Genomic DNA, 16,111 nt, shown 5'->3' with positions numbered 1-16,111 from the left:
CTCAGCCGATAAGCTGGCCCGATGGATGCGGAATCGCGTTCGGGCGGGCGATCGGCGCGGGGTGGTGCGTCCGGCGGATCCGGGGGTCGGTCCGACGCCTCGAGCGGGACCGATTCGGTGGATCCGCTGCACTACCCCAAGGTGGTGCTGGTCACGGGAGCCTGCCGATTCCTCGGTGGCTACCTGACCGCCCGCCTGGCGCAGAACCCCCTCATCAACCACGTCATCGCGGTCGACGCGATCACCCCGAGCAAGGACCTGCTGCGCCGTATGGGGCGTGCCGAGTTCGTGCGCGCGGACATCCGTAACCCGTTCATCGCCAAGGTGATTCGCAACGGCGACGTCGACACGGTGGTGCACGCGGCGGCCGCGTCCTACGCCCCCAGGTCCGGGGGACGGGCGACGCTCAAGGAACTCAACGTGATGGGCGCGATGCAGTTGTTCGCGGCCTGCCAGAAGTCGCCGTCGGTGCGCCGCGTCGTCCTCAAGTCGACGTCGGAGGTCTACGGCTCCAGCGCCCACGACCCGGTGATGTTCACCGAGGACGGTAGTGCACGCCGTCCGCCGGGCGAGGGCTTCGCCCGCGACTCCATGGACATCGAGGGCTACGCCCGCGGTCTCGCGCGGCGCCGACCGGACATCGCCGTCACGATCCTGCGGCTGGCCAACATGATCGGGCCCGGCATGGACACCGCGCTCTCGCGCTATCTCGCCGGCCCCGTGGTGCCGTCGGTGCTGGGCCGCGACGCCCGGCTGCAGCTCTTGCACGAACAGGATGCGCTCGGTGCCCTCGAGCGAGCCACCATCGCCGGACGTGCGGGCACCTTCAACGTGGGCGCCACCGGCATCATCATGATGAGTCAGGCCATCCGCCGCTCGGGTCGCGTACGCCTGCCGGTCCCCAAGTCCGCGCTATCCGCCGTCGATTCGCTGAGACGGGCCACTCGCTACACTGAGGTCGATCGCGAACAACTCAACTACCTGAGCTTCGGCCGGGTCATGGACACCGCACGCATGCGCACCGACCTGGGTTATATCCCGAAGTGGACCACGATGGAGGCTTTTGACGATTACGTCCGGGGGCGCGCGTTGACGCCGATCGTGGACCCGCGCTGGGTACGCTCGTTGGAGGATCGCGCCGTGGCGGTGGCGCAGCGGTGGGGCAGGTAGCCGTGATGTGGACGGGTGGGAGAAGGTAGCGTTGTCCGGCGAATCGAAGGCGAAAGTCATTCCGCTGCACTCGAATTCGAGTCGTTCAGCGTCGCGTAGGGCCGCCGCGAGAGCGGAGAGCGCGCGTCGGCACCCGTCACTGCTGTCCGACCCCGGCAGCCGCGCCTCCGCCGAGCAGATCGAGGCCGTCGTCCGCGAGATCGACCAGCGCCGCAGCGGCGCGGCGGGAGCGTCAGGCGAACCGGAGGCGCCCAACGAACTGGCGCAGCGCATCGCCGGCGTCGCCGAGTTCGTCCGCAAGCGCATGGCAGGCGACTACACCGTCGACGAGTTCGGCTTCGACCCACACCTCAACAACGCGGTGTTCCTGCCTTTGCTGAGGAAGCTCTTCACCGGCTGGTTCCGGGTGGAGGTCAGCGGCATCGAGAACTTGCCGGTCGAGGGTGCGGCGCTGGTCGTCGCCAACCACGCGGGCGTGCTGCCGCTCGACGGGCTGATGGCCTCGGTCGCGGTCCACGACAACCACCCCCTGCACCGCGACCTGCGGCTGCTGGCCGCCGACATGGTGTTCGACATGCCGTTCATGGGGCAGGCCGCCCGCAAGGCGGGGCACACCATGGCCTGCACGTCCGACGCGCACCGCCTGCTGGCCGCCGGTGAACTCACCGCGGTGTTCCCCGAGGGCTACAAGGGCCTGGGCAAGCCGTTCCGCGACCGCTACAAGTTGCAGCGGTTCGGCAGGGGCGGGTTCGTGTCCGCTGCGCTGCGGGCCCAGGCGCCCATCGTGCCGTGCTCCATCGTCGGGTCCGAGGAGATCTACCCGATGATCGCCGACCTGACGTTGTTGGCGCGGCTGCTCGGGCTGCCCTACTTCCCGGTGACGCCGCTGTTCCCACTGGCGGGACCGCTGGGCCTGATCCCGCTGCCGTCCAAGTGGCACATCCAGTTCGGCGAGCCCATCTCCACCGTCGACTACGACGAGTCGATGGCCGAGGACCCCATGGTGACCTTCGAACTCACCGACCAGGTGCGCGAGACCATCCAGCAGACGCTGTACCAGCTGCTGACCAACCGCGGGAACACCTTCCTGGGGTGAGCCCGCAGGTCAGGGCCAGCACGACCAGCAGGGACCAGCGGGGATCAGCTAGGACGACCGCTGGCCCGCGATCATCTTCGCGATCGCGGCGTCGCGGGCGGCGGCGATCTTCGCGCTCACCTCACCGGCCTCGTCGTCGTGGGACGCCTCACCGAGCATCGTCACGACGCTCGTCAGGATCGGATTGCCGTCGTCGTCGGTGACCTCGCCGCGGACCTCGACCACCACGGTGCCGTGCGACTCGATCACCGAGTCGAGGTAGGAGTCGAACCACAGCTTGTCGCCGGCCTTGATGGGGCGATGGAAGGTGAGCTTCTGGTCGCGATGCAGCACGCGCTGCAGGTTGATCGGCACGTCGAACTGGTTGAAGATCTCCAGCTGGACCCGCCGTCCCGCCACGGCGACGAAGGTCAGCGATGCGACGAGCGCGTCGTGGCCGAACTCCTTGGCCGCGTCCTCGTCGTGATGCGCGGGGTGCTCGTCCTTGACGGCGGTGGCGAATTCGCGGATCTTCTCGCGGCCGACCTCGAAGTAGTCGGGATACCGGTAGTGAGTTCCGATGATGTCCGCGGCGATGCTCATGATCGGCTGAGCGTATCAGCGCGACCACGGGCCGCAGTTAGCCATCTCGTCGTGACACGACCCTAGCCATCTCGTCGTGACACGACCGCTGCGAGCGCGCCGCCCACCGCGCCCAACGCCAGCGCCGACGGCACCCCGATGCGCGCGGCCTTGCGCGCGGTGCGGAAGTCGCGGATCTCCCAGCCCCGCTCGCGGGCCAGGCTGCGCAACGCGGCGTCGGGGTTGATCGCGACGGCGGTACCCACCAGCGACAGCATCGGCACGTCGTTGAAGCTGTCGGAATAGGCGGTGCAGCGGCGCAGGTTGAGGCCCTCGCGGATGGCCAGCGAGCGCACCGCGTGGGCCTTGCCCGCGCCGTGCAGGATCTCGCCGACGAGCCGCCCGGTGAACACCCCGTCGACCGATTCGGCGACGGTGCCCAGGGCGCCGGTCAGGCCCAGCTTGGCGGCGATGGTGGCGGCCAGTTCGTAGGGTGTCGCCGTCACCAGCCACACCTGCTGGCCCGCGTCGAGGTGCATCTGCGCCAGCGCGCGCGTCCCCGTCCAGATCTTGTCGGCGATGATCTCGTCGTAGATCTCCTCGCCCAGATCCACCAGTTCGGAGGTCTTGCGGCCCTCGATGAACGCCAACGCCTTGCGCCTGCCGGCGGCCACGTCGTCGCTGTTCTCCTTGCCCGTGAGCTGGAACTTGGCCTGTGCGTAGCCGAAGCGGGCCAAGTCGCCGTAGGTGAAGTACTTGCGGGCCGCCAGCCCTCTGGCGAAGTGCACCAGCGACGAGCCCTGCACCAGCGTGTTGTCGACGTCGAAGAACGCCGCGGCGGTCAGGTCCGGGGGCGGCGGCTGCGGCGCGGTGGCCTCGGCCAGCACACCGTCGGAATCGCCGAGGACCTCACTCGTCTCGGCGCTCGTCGGGCTGCCGTCGACGACGTCTCTTGGCTCGCCCGCAGCGGGCGCGTCACCGGACTCGGACACGCATCAACATTAGGTCACACCGATAATGATCGTCGTGACGCATCAGCCCGTGGAACCCCCGGCAACCGGAGCCCGGCGCAGCGTGGTGCTGCTCACCCGCGCCGGGTGCACCCTGTGTGAGAAGGCTCGCACCGAGTTGGCGGCACTCGCCGTGGAGTTGGGCTTCACGCTGACGGCCACCGACGTCGACGAGGCGGCCGCCGTCGGCGACGCGTCGTGGCGTGCCGAGTACGGGGATCGCCTGCCGGTGGTGCTGCTCGACGGCGCCGAACACAGCTACTGGGAGGTGGACCAGGTGCGCCTGCGGGCCGACCTGCAGTCCTGACGGTGCGCCCACGCGCCGATCTGCCGACGTAGCGCACGTCGCAGCGCGCCTAGATGTGAGCCTGGACGTGAGGGTGGTGTACGCCTCGTGGCCGCTGGGCGGTTGCTCAGCATAGATTTGGTGGCAACACCGGTCGGCGGATACCTTGGACGTCGTTCCTGGGGCGAGCGAAGCGACGGGGAGAAATGTGGTAACGAGGCCATGAGCGTCCTGCTATTCGGCGTTTCCCACCGCAGTGCCCCCGTGCCTGTGCTGGAGCAGCTCAGTACCGACGAGTCCGATCAGGCCAAGATCGTCGAGGAGTTGCTGCGGTCGGCGCTGGTGACCGAGGCCATGGTGCTGTCGACCTGCAACCGCGTCGAGGTCTACGCCGTCGTCGAGGCGTTCCACGGTGGCCTGTCCGTCGTCGGGCAGGTGCTCTCCGATCACTCCGGCATGTCGCTGCAGGACCTCACCAAGTACGCCTACGTGCGTTACGCCGAGGCTGCCGTCGAGCACCTGTTCGCCGTGGCCAGCGGCCTGGACTCCGCGGTCATCGGCGAGCAGCAGGTGCTCGGCCAGGTGCGCCGCTCCTACGCCTCGGCCGAGGCCAACCAGACCGTCGGCCGCACCCTGCACGAACTGTCGCAGCGCGCGCTGTCGGTGGGCAAGCGGGTGCACTCGGAGACGGGGATCGATGCGGCGGGGGCGTCGGTGGTGTCGGTGGCGCTGGACATGGCGGGCCGCAGGCTCGCTGAGGACGCCGCGGGCCGCAGGCTCGCTGAGGACGCCGCGGGCCGCAGGCTCGCTGAGGACGCCGCGGGCCGCAGGCTCGCTGAGGACGCCGCGGGTGGCGCGTCGGATGGGAACGGCCTCGTCGGGCGCACGGCCGTGGTCATCGGCGCCGGATCCATGGGCGCCCTGTCGGCCGCGCACCTGGTGCGCGCGGGCATCGGCCGCGTGCACGTGGTGAACCGGTCGCTGCCGCGCGCGGAACGGCTGGTGGAGAACTTGCGCTCGCAGGGCGTGGAGGCCCACGCCTTCCCGTTCGACCACCTGCCTCCGGTGCTCACCGACGCCGACGTCGTCGTGTCGTCGACGGGTGCGGTGCGCCCGGTGGTCTCGCTGGCCGACGTGCACCGCGGGCTCGCCCACGGCCAGCAGGCCAAGCAGTTGGTGATCTGTGATCTCGGCATGCCCAGGGACGTCGATCCCGCGGTGGCGGGACTGCCCGGCGTGCACGTCATCGACATGGACCGCATCCAGCGTGAGCCGTCGGCGCGCGCGGCCGCTGCCGACGCCGAGGCCGCCAGGTCGATCGTGGCCGCCGAGGTCGCCAGTTACCTGGCGGGTCAGCGCATGGCCGAGGTGACGCCCACCGTGACGGCACTGCGGCAGCGGGCCGCCGACGTCGTCGAGGCCGAACTGCTGCGGCTGGACAACCGACTGCCTGGTCTGGACGCCACGCACCGCGACGAGGTGGCGCGCACGGTCCGCCGCGTGGTGGACAAGCTGCTGCACGCCCCGACGGTGCGGGTGAAGCAGTTGGCCGGCGCTCCGGGTGGCGACAGTTACGCCGAGGCGCTGCGCGAGCTGTTCGAGCTGGATCCGCAGGCCGTCGACGCCGTCGCCGGCGGTGAATTGCCTTTGATCGCAGGGGATTCCGTGCCGGCACCCCTGCTCGACAGTGAAACGGCCGAGTAAGGGCTTGTCCGATCTCGACGACGGTTCGGTGATCCGGATCGGTACCAGGGGAAGTTTGCTGGCCACCACCCAGGCCGGCCTCATCCGCGACGCCCTCATCGCCAAGGGCCACCCGAGCGAACTCGTCATCATCTCCACCGACGGTGACCGCTCCATGAAGCCGATCGCCGAGATCGGGGTCGGCGTGTTCACCGCCGCGGTCCGCGACGCCGTCGCCGACGGGCTCGCCGACGTGGCCGTGCACTCCTACAAGGATTTGCCGACCGCACCCGACGAGCGGTTCGTGATCGCCGCCATCCCGCCCCGCGAGGATGCCAGGGACGCCCTCGTCGCGCGCGACGGCCTGGTGCTGGGGGAGTTGCCGGCGGGCTCGGTCATCGGTACCTCGAGCCCGCGGCGGGCCGCGCAGCTTAGAGCACTGGGTCTCGGTTTGGAAATCCGCCCCCTACGAGGCAACCTAGACACCAGGTTGAACAGGGTTACGAGCGGTGATCTCGACGGCGTCGTCGTCGCCCGGGCGGGTCTGACTCGCATCGGACGGCAAGGCGACGTCACCGAGACCCTCGAACCGGTGCAGATGTTGCCGGCACCGGCTCAAGGTGCCCTCGCGGTCGAGTGCCGCGCGGGTGACACACGACTTGCCGCACTGCTCGCGGAGTTGGATCACGTCGACACGCGCGCATCGGTCACCGCAGAGCGGGTCCTGCTCGCCGAACTGGAGGCGGGATGTTCCGCGCCGGTGGGTGCGATCGCGGAAGTGGTCGAGTCCATCGACGAGGAAGGCAACGTCTTCGAAGAGCTGTCGCTGCGCGCCTGCGTGGCGGCGCTGGACGGATCCGACGTGATCCGTGCGTCCGGTATCGGGACCCCCGATCGGGCACGGGAGCTGGGGCTCTCGGTGGCCGCGGAGTTGTTCGAGCTGGGAGCGCGGGATCTGTTGGTGGAGCGGACTGAAGAGCGGGAGTGAGTATGACGACCCGAGGGCGCAAGCAGAAGCCCGGCCGCATCACGTTCGTCGGCTCGGGACCCGGTGACCCGGGTCTGCTGACGACACGGGCACGCAGCGTGCTGACCAACGCGGCGCTGGCCTTCACCGACCCCGACGTGCCGGAGGCGGTGCTCGCCCTCATCGGCGCCGAGCTGCCCCCACCGTCGGGTCCGAAGGAGCCGGCCAAGGACGACGACGCGGCCCAGGGCACCGATGCGGTGCTGCCCGGCGGCCCGGACGTGCGCCCCGCGCTGGGCGACCCGGCCGAGGTGGCCAAGACGCTGGTCGCGGAGTCGAAGGCGGGCCACGACGTGGTGCGCCTGGTGGCCGGTGACCCGCTGTCGATCGACGCGGTGCTGGCCGAGGTGAACGCGGTCGCGCGCACCCAGACGCAGTTCGAGATCGTGCCCGGCCTGCCCGCGACGACGGCCGTGCCGACGTACGCCGGCCTGCCGCTGGGGTCGGCGCACACGGTGGCCGACGTCCGTGGCGACGTCGACTGGGCGGCGCTGGCCGCCGCGCCGGGACCGCTGATCCTGCACGCCACCGCATCGCACCTGCCGGACGCGGCGCGCACGCTGATGGAGCACGGCCTCAACGATTCGACGCCCGTGGTGGTCACCGCCAACGGCACCACGTGCCAGCAGCGTTCGGTGGAGACCACGCTCGTCGGCCTGCTCGACAAGGCGACGCTGGCCGGTAGCGAGCCCGCGGGCCCGCTCGCCGGCCCGCTGGTGGCCACCATCGGCAAGACCGTCGCCAACCGGACCAAGCTGAACTGGTGGGAGAGCCGCGCCCTGTACGGCTGGACCGTGCTGGTGCCGCGCACCAAGGACCAGGCCGCCGAGATGAGCGATCGGTTGGTGGGTCACGGGGCGCTGCCCATCGAGGTGCCCACCATCGCCGTGGAGCCGCCGCGCAGCCCGGCCCAGATGGAGCGGGCCGTCAAGGGTCTGGTGGACGGCCGGTTCCAGTGGGTCGTGTTCACCTCGACCAACGCCGTGCGTGCGGTGTGGGAGAAGTTCAACGAGTTCGGCCTGGACGCCCGCGCGTTCTCGGGTGTGAAGATCGCCTGCGTCGGCCAGGCGACGGCAGATCGCGTGCGGGCCTTCGGGATCAACCCCGAGCTGGTGCCCGTCGGCGAGCAGTCGTCGCTGGGCCTGCTCGACGAGTTCCCGCCGTACGACGACATCTTCGATCCGGTGAATCGCGTGCTGTTGCCGCGGGCCGACATCGCCACCGAGACGCTGGCCGAGGGCCTGCGCGAACGTGGCTGGGAGATCGAGGACGTGACGGCCTACCGCACGGTGCGGGCCGCCCCGCCGCCGGCGCAGACGCGCGAGATGATCAAGACCGGCGGGTTCGACGCGGTGTGCTTCACCTCGAGTTCGACGGTGCGCAACCTCGTCGGCATCGCGGGCAAGCCGCACGCGCGCACCATCGTCGCCTGCATCGGGCCCAAGACCGCCGAGACCGCAGCGGAGTTCGGCTTGCGCGTCGACGTGCAGCCGGAGACGGCAGCCGTCGGTCCCCTGGTGGAGGCGCTTGCCGAGCACGCCGCACGGCTGCGGGCCGAGGGCGCGCTGCCTCCGCCGCGCAAGAAGAGCCGACGCCGCTAACCCTCCATGGCGTACCCACGGCACCGTCCGCGCCGACTGCGCGGCACCCCGGCCATGCGCCGCCTGGTGGCGCAGACCTCGCTGGAGCCACGGCATCTGGTGCTGCCGATGTTCGTCGCCGACGGCATCGATGAGCCGCGTCCCATCGCGTCGATGCCCGGGGTGTACCAGCACACCCGGGAGTCGTTGCGGCGCGCGGCGGTCGACGCGGTGGCGGCCGGCGTCGGTGGGCTCATGCTGTTCGGCGTGCCTGCAGACGCGGACAAGGACGCGCTGGGCTCGGCGGGGACCGACGCCGACGGCATCCTGAACGTGGCGCTACGGGATCTGACGGCCGAGGTCGGGGATGCCACGGTGCTGATGGCCGATACCTGTCTCGACGAGTTCACCGATCACGGGCACTGTGGCGTGGTGGACGCCCGGGGTCGCGTCGACAACGACGCCACCAACGACAGGTACGTGGAACTGGCCGTGGCGCAAGCACGTTCGGGTGCCCACGTGGTGAGCCCGAGCGGGATGATGGACGGTCAGGTGGCCGCGATCCGCGATGGCCTGGACGCCGCGGGGCACACCGACGTGGCCATCCTGGCCTACGCGGCGAAGTTCGCGTCGGGGTTCTACGGTCCCTTCCGGGAGGCCGTCGCATCGAGCCTGGCGGGTGACCGGCGCACCTATCAGCAGGAGGCGGGCAACGCGCGCGAAGCCCTGCACGAGATCGAGTTGGACATCGACGAGGGCGCCGACTTCATCATGGTCAAGCCCGCCATGTCCTATCTCGACGTGGTGCGCGCCGCGGCCGACGTGTCGCCGGTTCCCGTTGCCGCATACCAGGTTTCGGGCGAGTACTCGATGATCAGCGCGGCGGCCGCGAACGGGTGGATCGACCTGCGCACCGTCGCGATGGAGTCCCTCGTCGGCATTCGGCGCGCGGGCGCCGACATCGTGCTGACCTACTGGGCGGCTCAGGCCGCCGACTGGTTGGCGTGACCGCACCGACTGGCTCGGGTCCCGACGTCGAGGAGCCGGGTGTCCCCGAGGACGTCGTCACGGGGTTCTGGTGTTGGGCGGCTGCGCTACCGCTGCTGACGTGCGCCTACGTCGTCGACGCGGTGGTGGCGCCGGTGCCGGGGTTCGTCCGGGCCTTCTCGGTGTTCTTCGCCGTGGCGCTGTTCGCGATCACGCTGGCGTTCCTGGTGCTGCTGCGGCTGGGCTACCGGTGGGCGCGCACGATGCTCACCGGCGGCGGCGTGGCGTCGATCGCCTACGTGACGAGCAATCTGTTCACCGCGTCGCGTCCGGAGGCGGCGGCGCCGGTGTACGCGGTGTGCGCCATCGTGGGCTCGGTACTGGTCGCGGGCGGTGTCTACCTGCTGCACCGCGCGGCCTCCCAGGACTTCTTCACCCGCTAGGCTGCGTCCACCATGCCCGACATTCCCGCCGAGCGGCCGCGCGTCGTCGACATCGCGTTCTGGTGCTGGGTCGGAGGCGCGATCCTCACGGCCGCTCTGGGCATGATCGCGCTGAGCAAGGGTGGGCACCCGGTGATCTACGGCGGCGGCGCGCTGCTGGCCGCCGCAGGCCTGGCACTGGGGTACCTGGCGGGCCGGGCGCGCGGGGGCGACGCGCGGTTCGCCCGCGCCGCCACGACGTTGGCGACGACGACGGTGGCGCTGCTGGCGGTGGTCCTGCTGACGTTCCCCAACGTGGGTCTCTTCGGGCTCGCGATGATCGCGGTGGCGATGGTGGGGCTCATGACGGGCGCGGTTCTCGTGCGGCGGGAGTCGGTGCGCGAGTGGTTGGGCAGGGAGTCGGGCGGGCGATCGTGAGCGCGCCGGAGGTGGTGCTGTTCAGCGAGCCCGGGGCCACCTGGTGGTGGGTGGCGGCGGGTCCGGCGGCGGCCGGGACCATGCTGGCCATCCAGCTGTCGGCCGGGATGGGGTTCTCGTTCCTGGTGCCCCTGGTGTTCTTGGTGTTGGTCAGTGGGTTCTTGGCGGTGCAGGTGAAGGCGGCGCGCATTCACACGTCGGTGGAACTCACGGCCGAGTACCTACGGCAGGGCACCGAGACCATCCGGGTGAGCGAGATCGTGAAGATCTACCCCGAGGCCGAGGGCTCGGAGGCGCCGCGATGGCAGTCGGCGCGCGCGCTCGGTGAGTTGGCGGGCGTGCCGCGGGGGCGCACCGGCGTCGGGCTGCGGTTGTCGAGCGACCGGACGGCGCAGGCGTGGGCGCGGCGACATCGGGCGCTGCGGGAGGCGCTGGAGTCCGTGGTCGGGTCGTCCGGCGCGGGCCGGTCCGGAGAAGGGGTGTCGTCATGAGGCGCGCGGTGATCGAACTGGTGCTGGCGGCGGTGGCGCTGGCCGGATGCGTCGTCTGCTGGGTGGCCGCCCGGTCGGACCAGCTGGCGCCTGCGGTCACGGCGGGGGAGCCGGAGATGCCGTCGGTGGCCTACGACCCGCCGCTGATCGCGCTGTCCCTGGTGCTCGCGACCGTCGCGGGCGTGCTGGCGGTGGTCGGCATCGGACGTGTCCGCGCGGTCCGGTGAGCCTGGTCACACCGCCGCGGTACAAAGTACGGGATCTGTAACACTGTCCCCATGACGGATCTCGCAGCCAACGCGGCCACCCCGAACGTGCCGACGGACGCGTTGCCCCTGGGCCCGGAATCGCTGGTGTGGCGCTACTTCGGCGACAACCGCATGTACCTCATCGGGCCGCGGCCCGCCGTGCTGCAGAACATGCTGGCCCAGCTCGGCCAGGGCGTACTGGACCACTCGGTGTTCTTCTCCGACACCGCCGCCCGCGTCAAGCGGTCACTGCCGCCGATCTTCATGACGGTGTACGGCTCCGACGAGGACAACCGCGGGCTCGAGGTGCGCAACTTCCACACCGACATCAAGGGCGACATGCCCGACGGCTCCCGCTACCACGCGCTGGATCCCGACACGTACTTCTGGGCCCACGCGACGTTCGTCGAACAGGTGCTCTACTTCGCGGACACGTTCGTCAAGCGCCTGACACCGCAGGAGCGCGAACGCATCTACCTGGAGTCCAAGACCTGGTACCGCCGCTACGGCGTGAGCGACCGGGTCATGCCCGCCACCTACGAGGACTTCCAGCGCTACTGGGATCACATGCTCGACGAGATCGTGGTGGCCCACCCCACCGCGAAGTACGGCGTCGGCTACGTCACCAAGGGGTTCCCCAGGCCCAAGGGCGTCTCGCCGCTGGTGTGGCGACTGGTCGCGCCGGTCTTCAACCCGGTTGCCGCCTTCCTCACCACCGGGGGCATGCCGCCGCGAGCGCGTGACCTGCTGGGCCTGCCGTGGGGCCCGCGTCGCGAGCGGGCCTACCAGCTGTTCGCTGCGGCATGGCGCTCCCGCCCGGTGAACTGGGCGTGGGACCGGCTGCCGATGACGGTGCGCTACAACACGTACGCCCAGCGCGGCTTCGCCGCCGCCCGCTGATGGCCACCGATCCCACCCCGGACCCCACCGCGGGGGCCATCCTCGACGCCGCGCTCGTCGAACTGGAGCGGCACGGTTACCGGCGCGTGGCCCTCGACGACGTGGCGCGGCGGGCGGGTGTCAGCCGGACCACGATCTACCGCCGGTTCGCCAACCGCGACGACCTGGTGGGTGCGGTCATCGAACGGGAGAACGTCGCGCTGTTCGCCGCCATCGCGGCGGAGCTGAGCACCGCGGCGCCGCAGTCGAACCTCTACGTCGAGGCCTTCACGTCGTCGATCCTGCGGTTCCGGGAGCATCGCGTGCTCAACCAGATGATCGTCGAGGAGCCGGCGTTGGCGCTGGAGTTGGCGCACCGGCACTACGGCGCCGCGATCGCCCGGATGGCCGAGGCGTTGTGCGTGATCTTCCCGCCCGGATTCGCGGCCCGCATCGGCGCCGCGGCCGTCGACGACCTGGCCGACACCATCCTGCGCTACGCGATGGTCGTGCTGCTGTTGCCGCTCGCGCAGCCGCTGGACACCGCGGACGCGCTGCGCGACTTCGCCACCCGCCACTTCCTGCCGAGCCTGCCCGCGGCCGTGCGCGCGGCGGTGCCGGTGTAGTCGAGGCGCCACGCGCGGACCGCGCCGCGTTCCCCCGCGATCTCTGCGCGAGGGTCGTCGTCACGCCCCTCGCGCGACCCCCGGGCAGAACTCGTGGTCATCGTCACGTCGGGGCGGCTGGTGTTTCGTAGGTCACACGACCGGGCAGCCAGCACCCATGCCCGACGACGAGAACGCCCCCGAGAACGTCACCCCCCGCCCCGAGGTCACCGACGAACACCGCGAACGCGCCCACGAGATGGCCAAGGCCCTCGACGACGGGCGCCCCACCGTCGCGATGCCCGGCACCGGGCACACCGTCACCGGCACCGCGGTCAACGAATGGCTCGACGACGACGGCAAGCCGAAATTCGGCGAGGTGGAACACGAGATCGAGCGCCAGTAGCCGCCTAGGGTGGTGTCGATGACGGACCTGAAAGGCTCGACGGACCTCACAGACGTCGCCCCGGCGTTTCGCGACATGGCCCACGCCATCGTGTGGGCGTCGGTGGCCACCGTCGACGCCGACGGCCGACCGCGCACCCGAATCCTGCACCCGCTCTGGACGTGGACGGCCACGACCTGATCGGCTGGATCGCCACGGTGCCGACACCGCTGAAGCGCGCGCATCTCGCCGCCCACCCCGAGGTGTCGGTGAGCTACTGGGCCCCGTCGCACGACACCTGCAGCGCCGAATGTCATGCGCAGTGGTACGTCGACGACGAGACCCGGCGCACCGTCTGGGACGCGTTCGCCACGGCGCCGGAGCCGGTCGGCTACGACCCGCGGATCATCCCCATGTGGAGTGCTGGGCCGACGTCACCGGACTTCGCGGTCTTGCGACTGGTGCCCTACCGGCTGCGGGTGATGCCCGGCTCGGTGCTGACGACGGGTCAGGGTGCCGCGCTCACCTGGAGCCAGGACCCCACGCTGTTCTCGCAATGAGGTGCTGGCGTGGTCGGGTGGGGTGCCCGCCCTGGGTTTGCCAGCCACGGTTGACGACCGTCAAGATCTAAGGCGATGTCCGAACTCAGTTCCGAGACGCAGTCCGACCCTCGGGTAGGGCAACCGGTCGAGACCCTTCCGCTGGTACCCCGCAACCCGTTGCCCTATCACGCGCTGCTCAAGGCCGTGCGCAACCTCGACTCGGGTCAGGAGATCGTGCGTGCGGCCGGCGGCCCGGTGACGCGTATCGCGATCGGGCCCAAGTGGCTGGTGCCGCCCCTGGTGTCGGTGATGTCGCCGGCCGGGGTGCGCGACGTGCTGGGGCGCAACGACGCGTTCTCCGAACGCTGCATCGTGCACGAGGAGGTACGCCACCTCGGTGGGGACAGCCTGTTCGTGTTGCCCAACGTGGCGTGGCGGCCCCGCAAGCGCGCGTTGGCGCCCGTCTTCACCAAGATCAACGTCCGCACCTTCGGTGGCCACATGTCAAGGGCCGCAGCCGAATTCGTCGACCGCCACCGCGAAGGCGGGGAGGTGGACCTCGACCTGGAGTGTCGTCGCATCACCATGGCGTCGCTGGGCCGCTCGGTGTTCGGCATCGACCTCAACGATCGCGCCGACGAGATCGCCACGCACATGCACGTCGCGTCGTCCTACACCGCCGACCGTGCGCTGCGCCCGTTCCGCGCGCCGCGGTGGCTCCCGACTCCGTACCGCAAGAGGGCGCGCCACGCGGTCACGGTGTTGCGCTCGATCGCGGCCGACATCCTGGCCGCCTGCCGCGCCGACCCGACGCGCGACGCACCGCTGGTGCAGGCGCTCATCCGGGCCACCGATCCGGAGACCGGCGCACCGCTGTCGGACGAGGACATCTGCAACGACCTGCTGATCTTCATGCTGGCCGGGCACGACACCACGGCCACGGCGCTGACGTATGCGCTGTGGGCGCTGGGCCACCATCCCGACGTCGCCGACCGCGTGGCGGCCGAGGCGGCTGCGCTCGGCGAGCGGCCGTTGACGTCGGCCGACGTCGCCGAGCTGGGTTACACCGCCCAGGTGCTGCGCGAGGCGTTGCGCCTGTGCCCGCCGGCGGCCGGTGTCGGCAGGCTCGCGGTGCGTGACATCGACGTCGCCGGTTACCGCGTCGAGAAGGGCACGCTGATCGCCGTGGGGATCTACGCCCTGCACCGCGACCCGCAGCTGTGGCCGGACCCGCTGCGCTTCGACCCGGACCGGTTCACGCCCGAGAACATGAAGGCCCGGCAGCGGTGGCAGTTCGTCCCGTTCGCCGGTGGCGCGCGGTCGTGCATCGGCGAGCACTTCGCGATGCTGGAGACCACGTTGGCGCTGGCGACCATCGCGCGGGCCATGACCATCCGGTCGCGCAGCACCGACTTCCCGGTGGACGTGCCGTTCACGACCATCGCCAAGGGGCCCATCTGGGCGCGGGTGGACCCGCGCCAGGCAGGCAACTACACCCTGTAGTTGACGGTTTGACCTCTACTGGGACACTGGAGGTCATGTCCCCTCACGGTCAGACGACCAGCCCGTCGACGGCCACGTCCGCGCACCTGTTCGCCGAGGCCGCCGCCCTCATCCCGGGCGGCGTGAACTCGCCGGTGCGCGCATTCACCTCCGTGGGCGGGACGCCGCGGTTCATCACGTCGGCAGGCGGCTGCCACCTCACCGACGCCGATGGCAATCGCTACGTCGACCTGGTGTGTTCGTGGGGCCCGGCGCTGCTGGGCCACGCCCATCCCGACGTGGTCGAGGCGGTGCGGCGCGTCGCGCTCGACGGGCTGAGCTTCGGTGCTCCCACCCCGGCCGAGACGCACCTGGCGCAGGAGATCGTGGACCGGGTCGGCCCCGTCGAGCGCATCCGGTTCGTGAACTCCGGCACCGAGGCGACGATGAGCGCCATCCGCCTGGCCCGGGGGTTCACGGGCAGGCCCAAGATCGTGAAGTTCTCCGGCTGCTATCACGGGCACAGCGACGCGCTGCTGGCCGACGCGGGCTCGGGCGTCGCGACGCTGGGGTTGCCGTCCTCGCCCGGGGTGACGGGTGCGGCGACGGCCGACACCATCGTGTTGCCGTACAACGACGTGGTGGCCGTGGAGGCCACGTTCGCCGAGTTCGGCGACCAGATCGCGGCCGTCATCAGCGAGGCGGCCGCGGGCAACATGGGCACCGTCGCGCCGCTGCCCGGGTTCAACGAGGCGCTGCGCCGCATCACCACCGCGCACGGCGCGCTGCTGATCCTCGACGAGGTGATGACGGGCTTCCGGGTGAGCCGCGCCGGCTGGTTCGGCGTCGACGGCGTGGCCGCCGACCTGCTGACGTTCGGCAAGGTGATGAGCGGTGGTCTGCCCGCGGCCGCGTTCGGTGGCCGGGCCGACGTCATGGAGCGGCTGGCGCCGCTGGGCCCGGTGTATCAGGCGGGCACGCTGTCGGGGAATCCGGTCGCCATGGCGGCGGGGCTGGCGACGTTGCGGGCCGCCGACGCCGCCGTCTACGCCAAGGTCGACGCGAACGCCGACCGCCTCGCCGGTCTGGTGAGCGGCGCGTTGACGGAAGCCTCGGTGGCCCACCGCATCTCGCGGGCCGGCAACATGTTCAGCGTCTTCTTCACCGACGCCGCCGTGACCGACTTCGCGTCGGCGAAGGCCAGCCAGACGTGGCGGTT

18 protein-coding genes and 1 pseudogene are annotated in these 16,111 nt (G+C 70.7%); 17 read left to right on the top strand and 2 right to left on the bottom strand.

The genetic code is table 11. From position 1 onward, the window contains the following. The first annotated feature begins 21 nt into the window (after window positions 1–21). Entirely contained in the window at window positions 22–1,170 is a 1,149-nt protein-coding gene (locus AC30CM_RS01155; protein WP_490114968.1) for an SDR family oxidoreductase, read from the top strand. A gap of 31 nt (window positions 1,171–1,201) precedes the next feature. Then, complete coding sequence (locus tag AC30CM_RS01150; RefSeq protein WP_490114967.1) at window positions 1,202–2,266, top strand: lysophospholipid acyltransferase family protein; 1,065 nt, start codon at window positions 1,202–1,204, stop codon at window positions 2,264–2,266. A 48-nt stretch (window positions 2,267–2,314) separates the two neighbouring features. Here the strand turns inward: AC30CM_RS01150 and AC30CM_RS01145 are convergent, their stop codons facing one another. Together AC30CM_RS01145 and AC30CM_RS01140 are read right to left on the bottom strand one after the other, a co-directional pair. Beyond that, window positions 2,315–2,848, bottom strand: coding sequence for an FAS1-like dehydratase domain-containing protein (locus tag AC30CM_RS01145; RefSeq protein WP_490114966.1), 534 nt, complete (start codon window positions 2,846–2,848; stop codon window positions 2,315–2,317). A 62-nt stretch (window positions 2,849–2,910) separates the two neighbouring features. Further along, window positions 2,911–3,819, bottom strand: coding sequence for an HAD family hydrolase (locus AC30CM_RS01140; RefSeq protein ID WP_490114965.1), 909 nt, complete (start codon window positions 3,817–3,819; stop codon window positions 2,911–2,913). A 34-nt stretch (window positions 3,820–3,853) separates the two neighbouring features. Here AC30CM_RS01140 and AC30CM_RS01135 point away from each other — a divergent pair, with 34 nt between their 5' ends. The 15 genes and pseudogenes from AC30CM_RS01135 to hemL all read left to right on the top strand — a co-directional run. Further along, window positions 3,854–4,144, top strand: coding sequence for a glutaredoxin family protein (locus tag AC30CM_RS01135; RefSeq protein ID WP_490114964.1), 291 nt, complete (start codon window positions 3,854–3,856; stop codon window positions 4,142–4,144). Between the two features lie 201 nt (window positions 4,145–4,345). After that, window positions 4,346–5,827 (top strand): glutamyl-tRNA reductase, encoded by a 1,482-nt coding sequence (locus AC30CM_RS01130; protein WP_490114963.1) that lies wholly within the window; start codon window positions 4,346–4,348, stop codon window positions 5,825–5,827. A gap of 28 nt (window positions 5,828–5,855) precedes the next feature. Beyond that, window positions 5,856–6,794 (top strand): hydroxymethylbilane synthase, encoded by a 939-nt coding sequence (gene hemC / locus AC30CM_RS01125; RefSeq protein WP_490115046.1) that lies wholly within the window; start codon window positions 5,856–5,858, stop codon window positions 6,792–6,794. 2 nt (window positions 6,795–6,796) lie between these two features. Then, a complete protein-coding gene (locus tag AC30CM_RS01120) occupies window positions 6,797–8,434 on the top strand; it encodes a bifunctional uroporphyrinogen-III C-methyltransferase/uroporphyrinogen-III synthase (protein ID WP_490114962.1) in 1,638 nt (545 codons plus the stop codon). 6 nt (window positions 8,435–8,440) lie between these two features. Further along, on the top strand, window positions 8,441–9,421 hold the full coding sequence (gene hemB, locus AC30CM_RS01115) for a porphobilinogen synthase (RefSeq protein WP_490114961.1): 981 nt from the start codon (window positions 8,441–8,443) through the stop codon (window positions 9,419–9,421). Further along, window positions 9,418–9,843, top strand: a complete 426-nt coding sequence (locus AC30CM_RS01110) for a hypothetical protein (protein ID WP_490114960.1) — start codon at window positions 9,418–9,420, stop codon at window positions 9,841–9,843. The genes hemB and AC30CM_RS01110 overlap by 4 nt, the downstream gene beginning before the upstream one ends. A 12-nt stretch (window positions 9,844–9,855) precedes the next feature. Then, window positions 9,856–10,260 (top strand): hypothetical protein, encoded by a 405-nt coding sequence (locus tag AC30CM_RS01105; protein ID WP_490114959.1) that lies wholly within the window; start codon window positions 9,856–9,858, stop codon window positions 10,258–10,260. Continuing rightward, window positions 10,257–10,751 carry a DUF3093 domain-containing protein gene (locus AC30CM_RS01100; RefSeq protein ID WP_490114958.1) on the top strand — a complete coding sequence of 165 codons (495 nt, stop codon included), beginning with the start codon at window positions 10,257–10,259 and terminating at the stop codon, window positions 10,749–10,751. Before AC30CM_RS01105 ends, AC30CM_RS01100 begins: the two co-directional genes overlap by 4 nt. Then, window positions 10,748–10,978 carry an MHYT domain-containing protein gene (locus AC30CM_RS01095; RefSeq protein WP_490114957.1) on the top strand — a complete coding sequence of 77 codons (231 nt, stop codon included), beginning with the start codon at window positions 10,748–10,750 and terminating at the stop codon, window positions 10,976–10,978. Before AC30CM_RS01100 ends, AC30CM_RS01095 begins: the two co-directional genes overlap by 4 nt. Window positions 10,979–11,029: 51 nt before the next feature. Further along, complete coding sequence (locus AC30CM_RS01090; RefSeq protein WP_490114956.1) at window positions 11,030–11,899, top strand: oxygenase MpaB family protein; 870 nt, start codon at window positions 11,030–11,032, stop codon at window positions 11,897–11,899. Further along, the gene (locus tag AC30CM_RS01085; protein ID WP_490114955.1) at window positions 11,899–12,504 is read left to right on the top strand and encodes a TetR/AcrR family transcriptional regulator; all 606 of its coding nucleotides are present in this window, start codon (window positions 11,899–11,901) and stop codon (window positions 12,502–12,504) included. The genes AC30CM_RS01090 and AC30CM_RS01085 overlap by 1 nt, the downstream gene beginning before the upstream one ends. 157 nt (window positions 12,505–12,661) lie before the next feature. Further along, on the top strand, window positions 12,662–12,889 hold the full coding sequence (locus AC30CM_RS01080) for a hypothetical protein (protein WP_490114954.1): 228 nt from the start codon (window positions 12,662–12,664) through the stop codon (window positions 12,887–12,889). 18 nt (window positions 12,890–12,907) lie between these two features. Next, window positions 12,908–13,428, top strand: a pseudogene (locus AC30CM_RS01075) (pyridoxamine 5'-phosphate oxidase family protein). Between the two features lie 75 nt (window positions 13,429–13,503). Continuing rightward, window positions 13,504–14,913 (top strand): cytochrome P450, encoded by a 1,410-nt coding sequence (locus tag AC30CM_RS01070; RefSeq protein WP_490114953.1) that lies wholly within the window; start codon window positions 13,504–13,506, stop codon window positions 14,911–14,913. Between the two features lie 35 nt (window positions 14,914–14,948). After that, on the top strand, window positions 14,949–16,111 hold a 1,163-nt coding region (hemL, locus tag AC30CM_RS01065; RefSeq protein WP_490114952.1), incomplete at its 3' end, for a glutamate-1-semialdehyde 2,1-aminomutase.

The organism is Mycobacterium sp. DHQP2018-32-09, assembly GCF_058148405.1.
Note: the sequence above shows the minus strand (reverse complement) of the source record. Positions and strands in the feature narration are given on the sequence as shown.

Bases quoted from the DNA above. Each gene is read 5' to 3' on its own strand.
- AC30CM_RS01085 (WP_490114955.1), top strand. From the start codon at position 11,899: ATGGCCACCGATCCCACCCCGGACCCCACCGCGGGGGCCATCCTCGAC.
- AC30CM_RS01080 (WP_490114954.1), top strand. From the start codon at position 12,662: ATGCCCGACGACGAGAACGCCCCCGAGAACGTCACCCCCCGCCCCGAG.
- AC30CM_RS01155 (WP_490114968.1), top strand. From the start codon at position 22: ATGGATGCGGAATCGCGTTCGGGCGGGCGATCGGCGCGGGGTGGTGCG.
- AC30CM_RS01145 (WP_490114966.1), bottom strand. From the start codon at position 2,848: ATGAGCATCGCCGCGGACATCATCGGAACTCACTACCGGTATCCCGAC.
- AC30CM_RS01120 (WP_490114962.1), top strand. From the start codon at position 6,797: ATGACGACCCGAGGGCGCAAGCAGAAGCCCGGCCGCATCACGTTCGTC.
- AC30CM_RS01070 (WP_490114953.1), top strand. From the start codon at position 13,504: ATGTCCGAACTCAGTTCCGAGACGCAGTCCGACCCTCGGGTAGGGCAA.
- hemB (WP_490114961.1), top strand. From the start codon at position 8,441: ATGGCGTACCCACGGCACCGTCCGCGCCGACTGCGCGGCACCCCGGCC.
- AC30CM_RS01090 (WP_490114956.1), top strand. From the start codon at position 11,030: ATGACGGATCTCGCAGCCAACGCGGCCACCCCGAACGTGCCGACGGAC.
- AC30CM_RS01130 (WP_490114963.1), top strand. From the start codon at position 4,346: ATGAGCGTCCTGCTATTCGGCGTTTCCCACCGCAGTGCCCCCGTGCCT.
- AC30CM_RS01095 (WP_490114957.1), top strand. From the start codon at position 10,748: ATGAGGCGCGCGGTGATCGAACTGGTGCTGGCGGCGGTGGCGCTGGCC.
- AC30CM_RS01105 (WP_490114959.1), top strand. From the start codon at position 9,856: ATGCCCGACATTCCCGCCGAGCGGCCGCGCGTCGTCGACATCGCGTTC.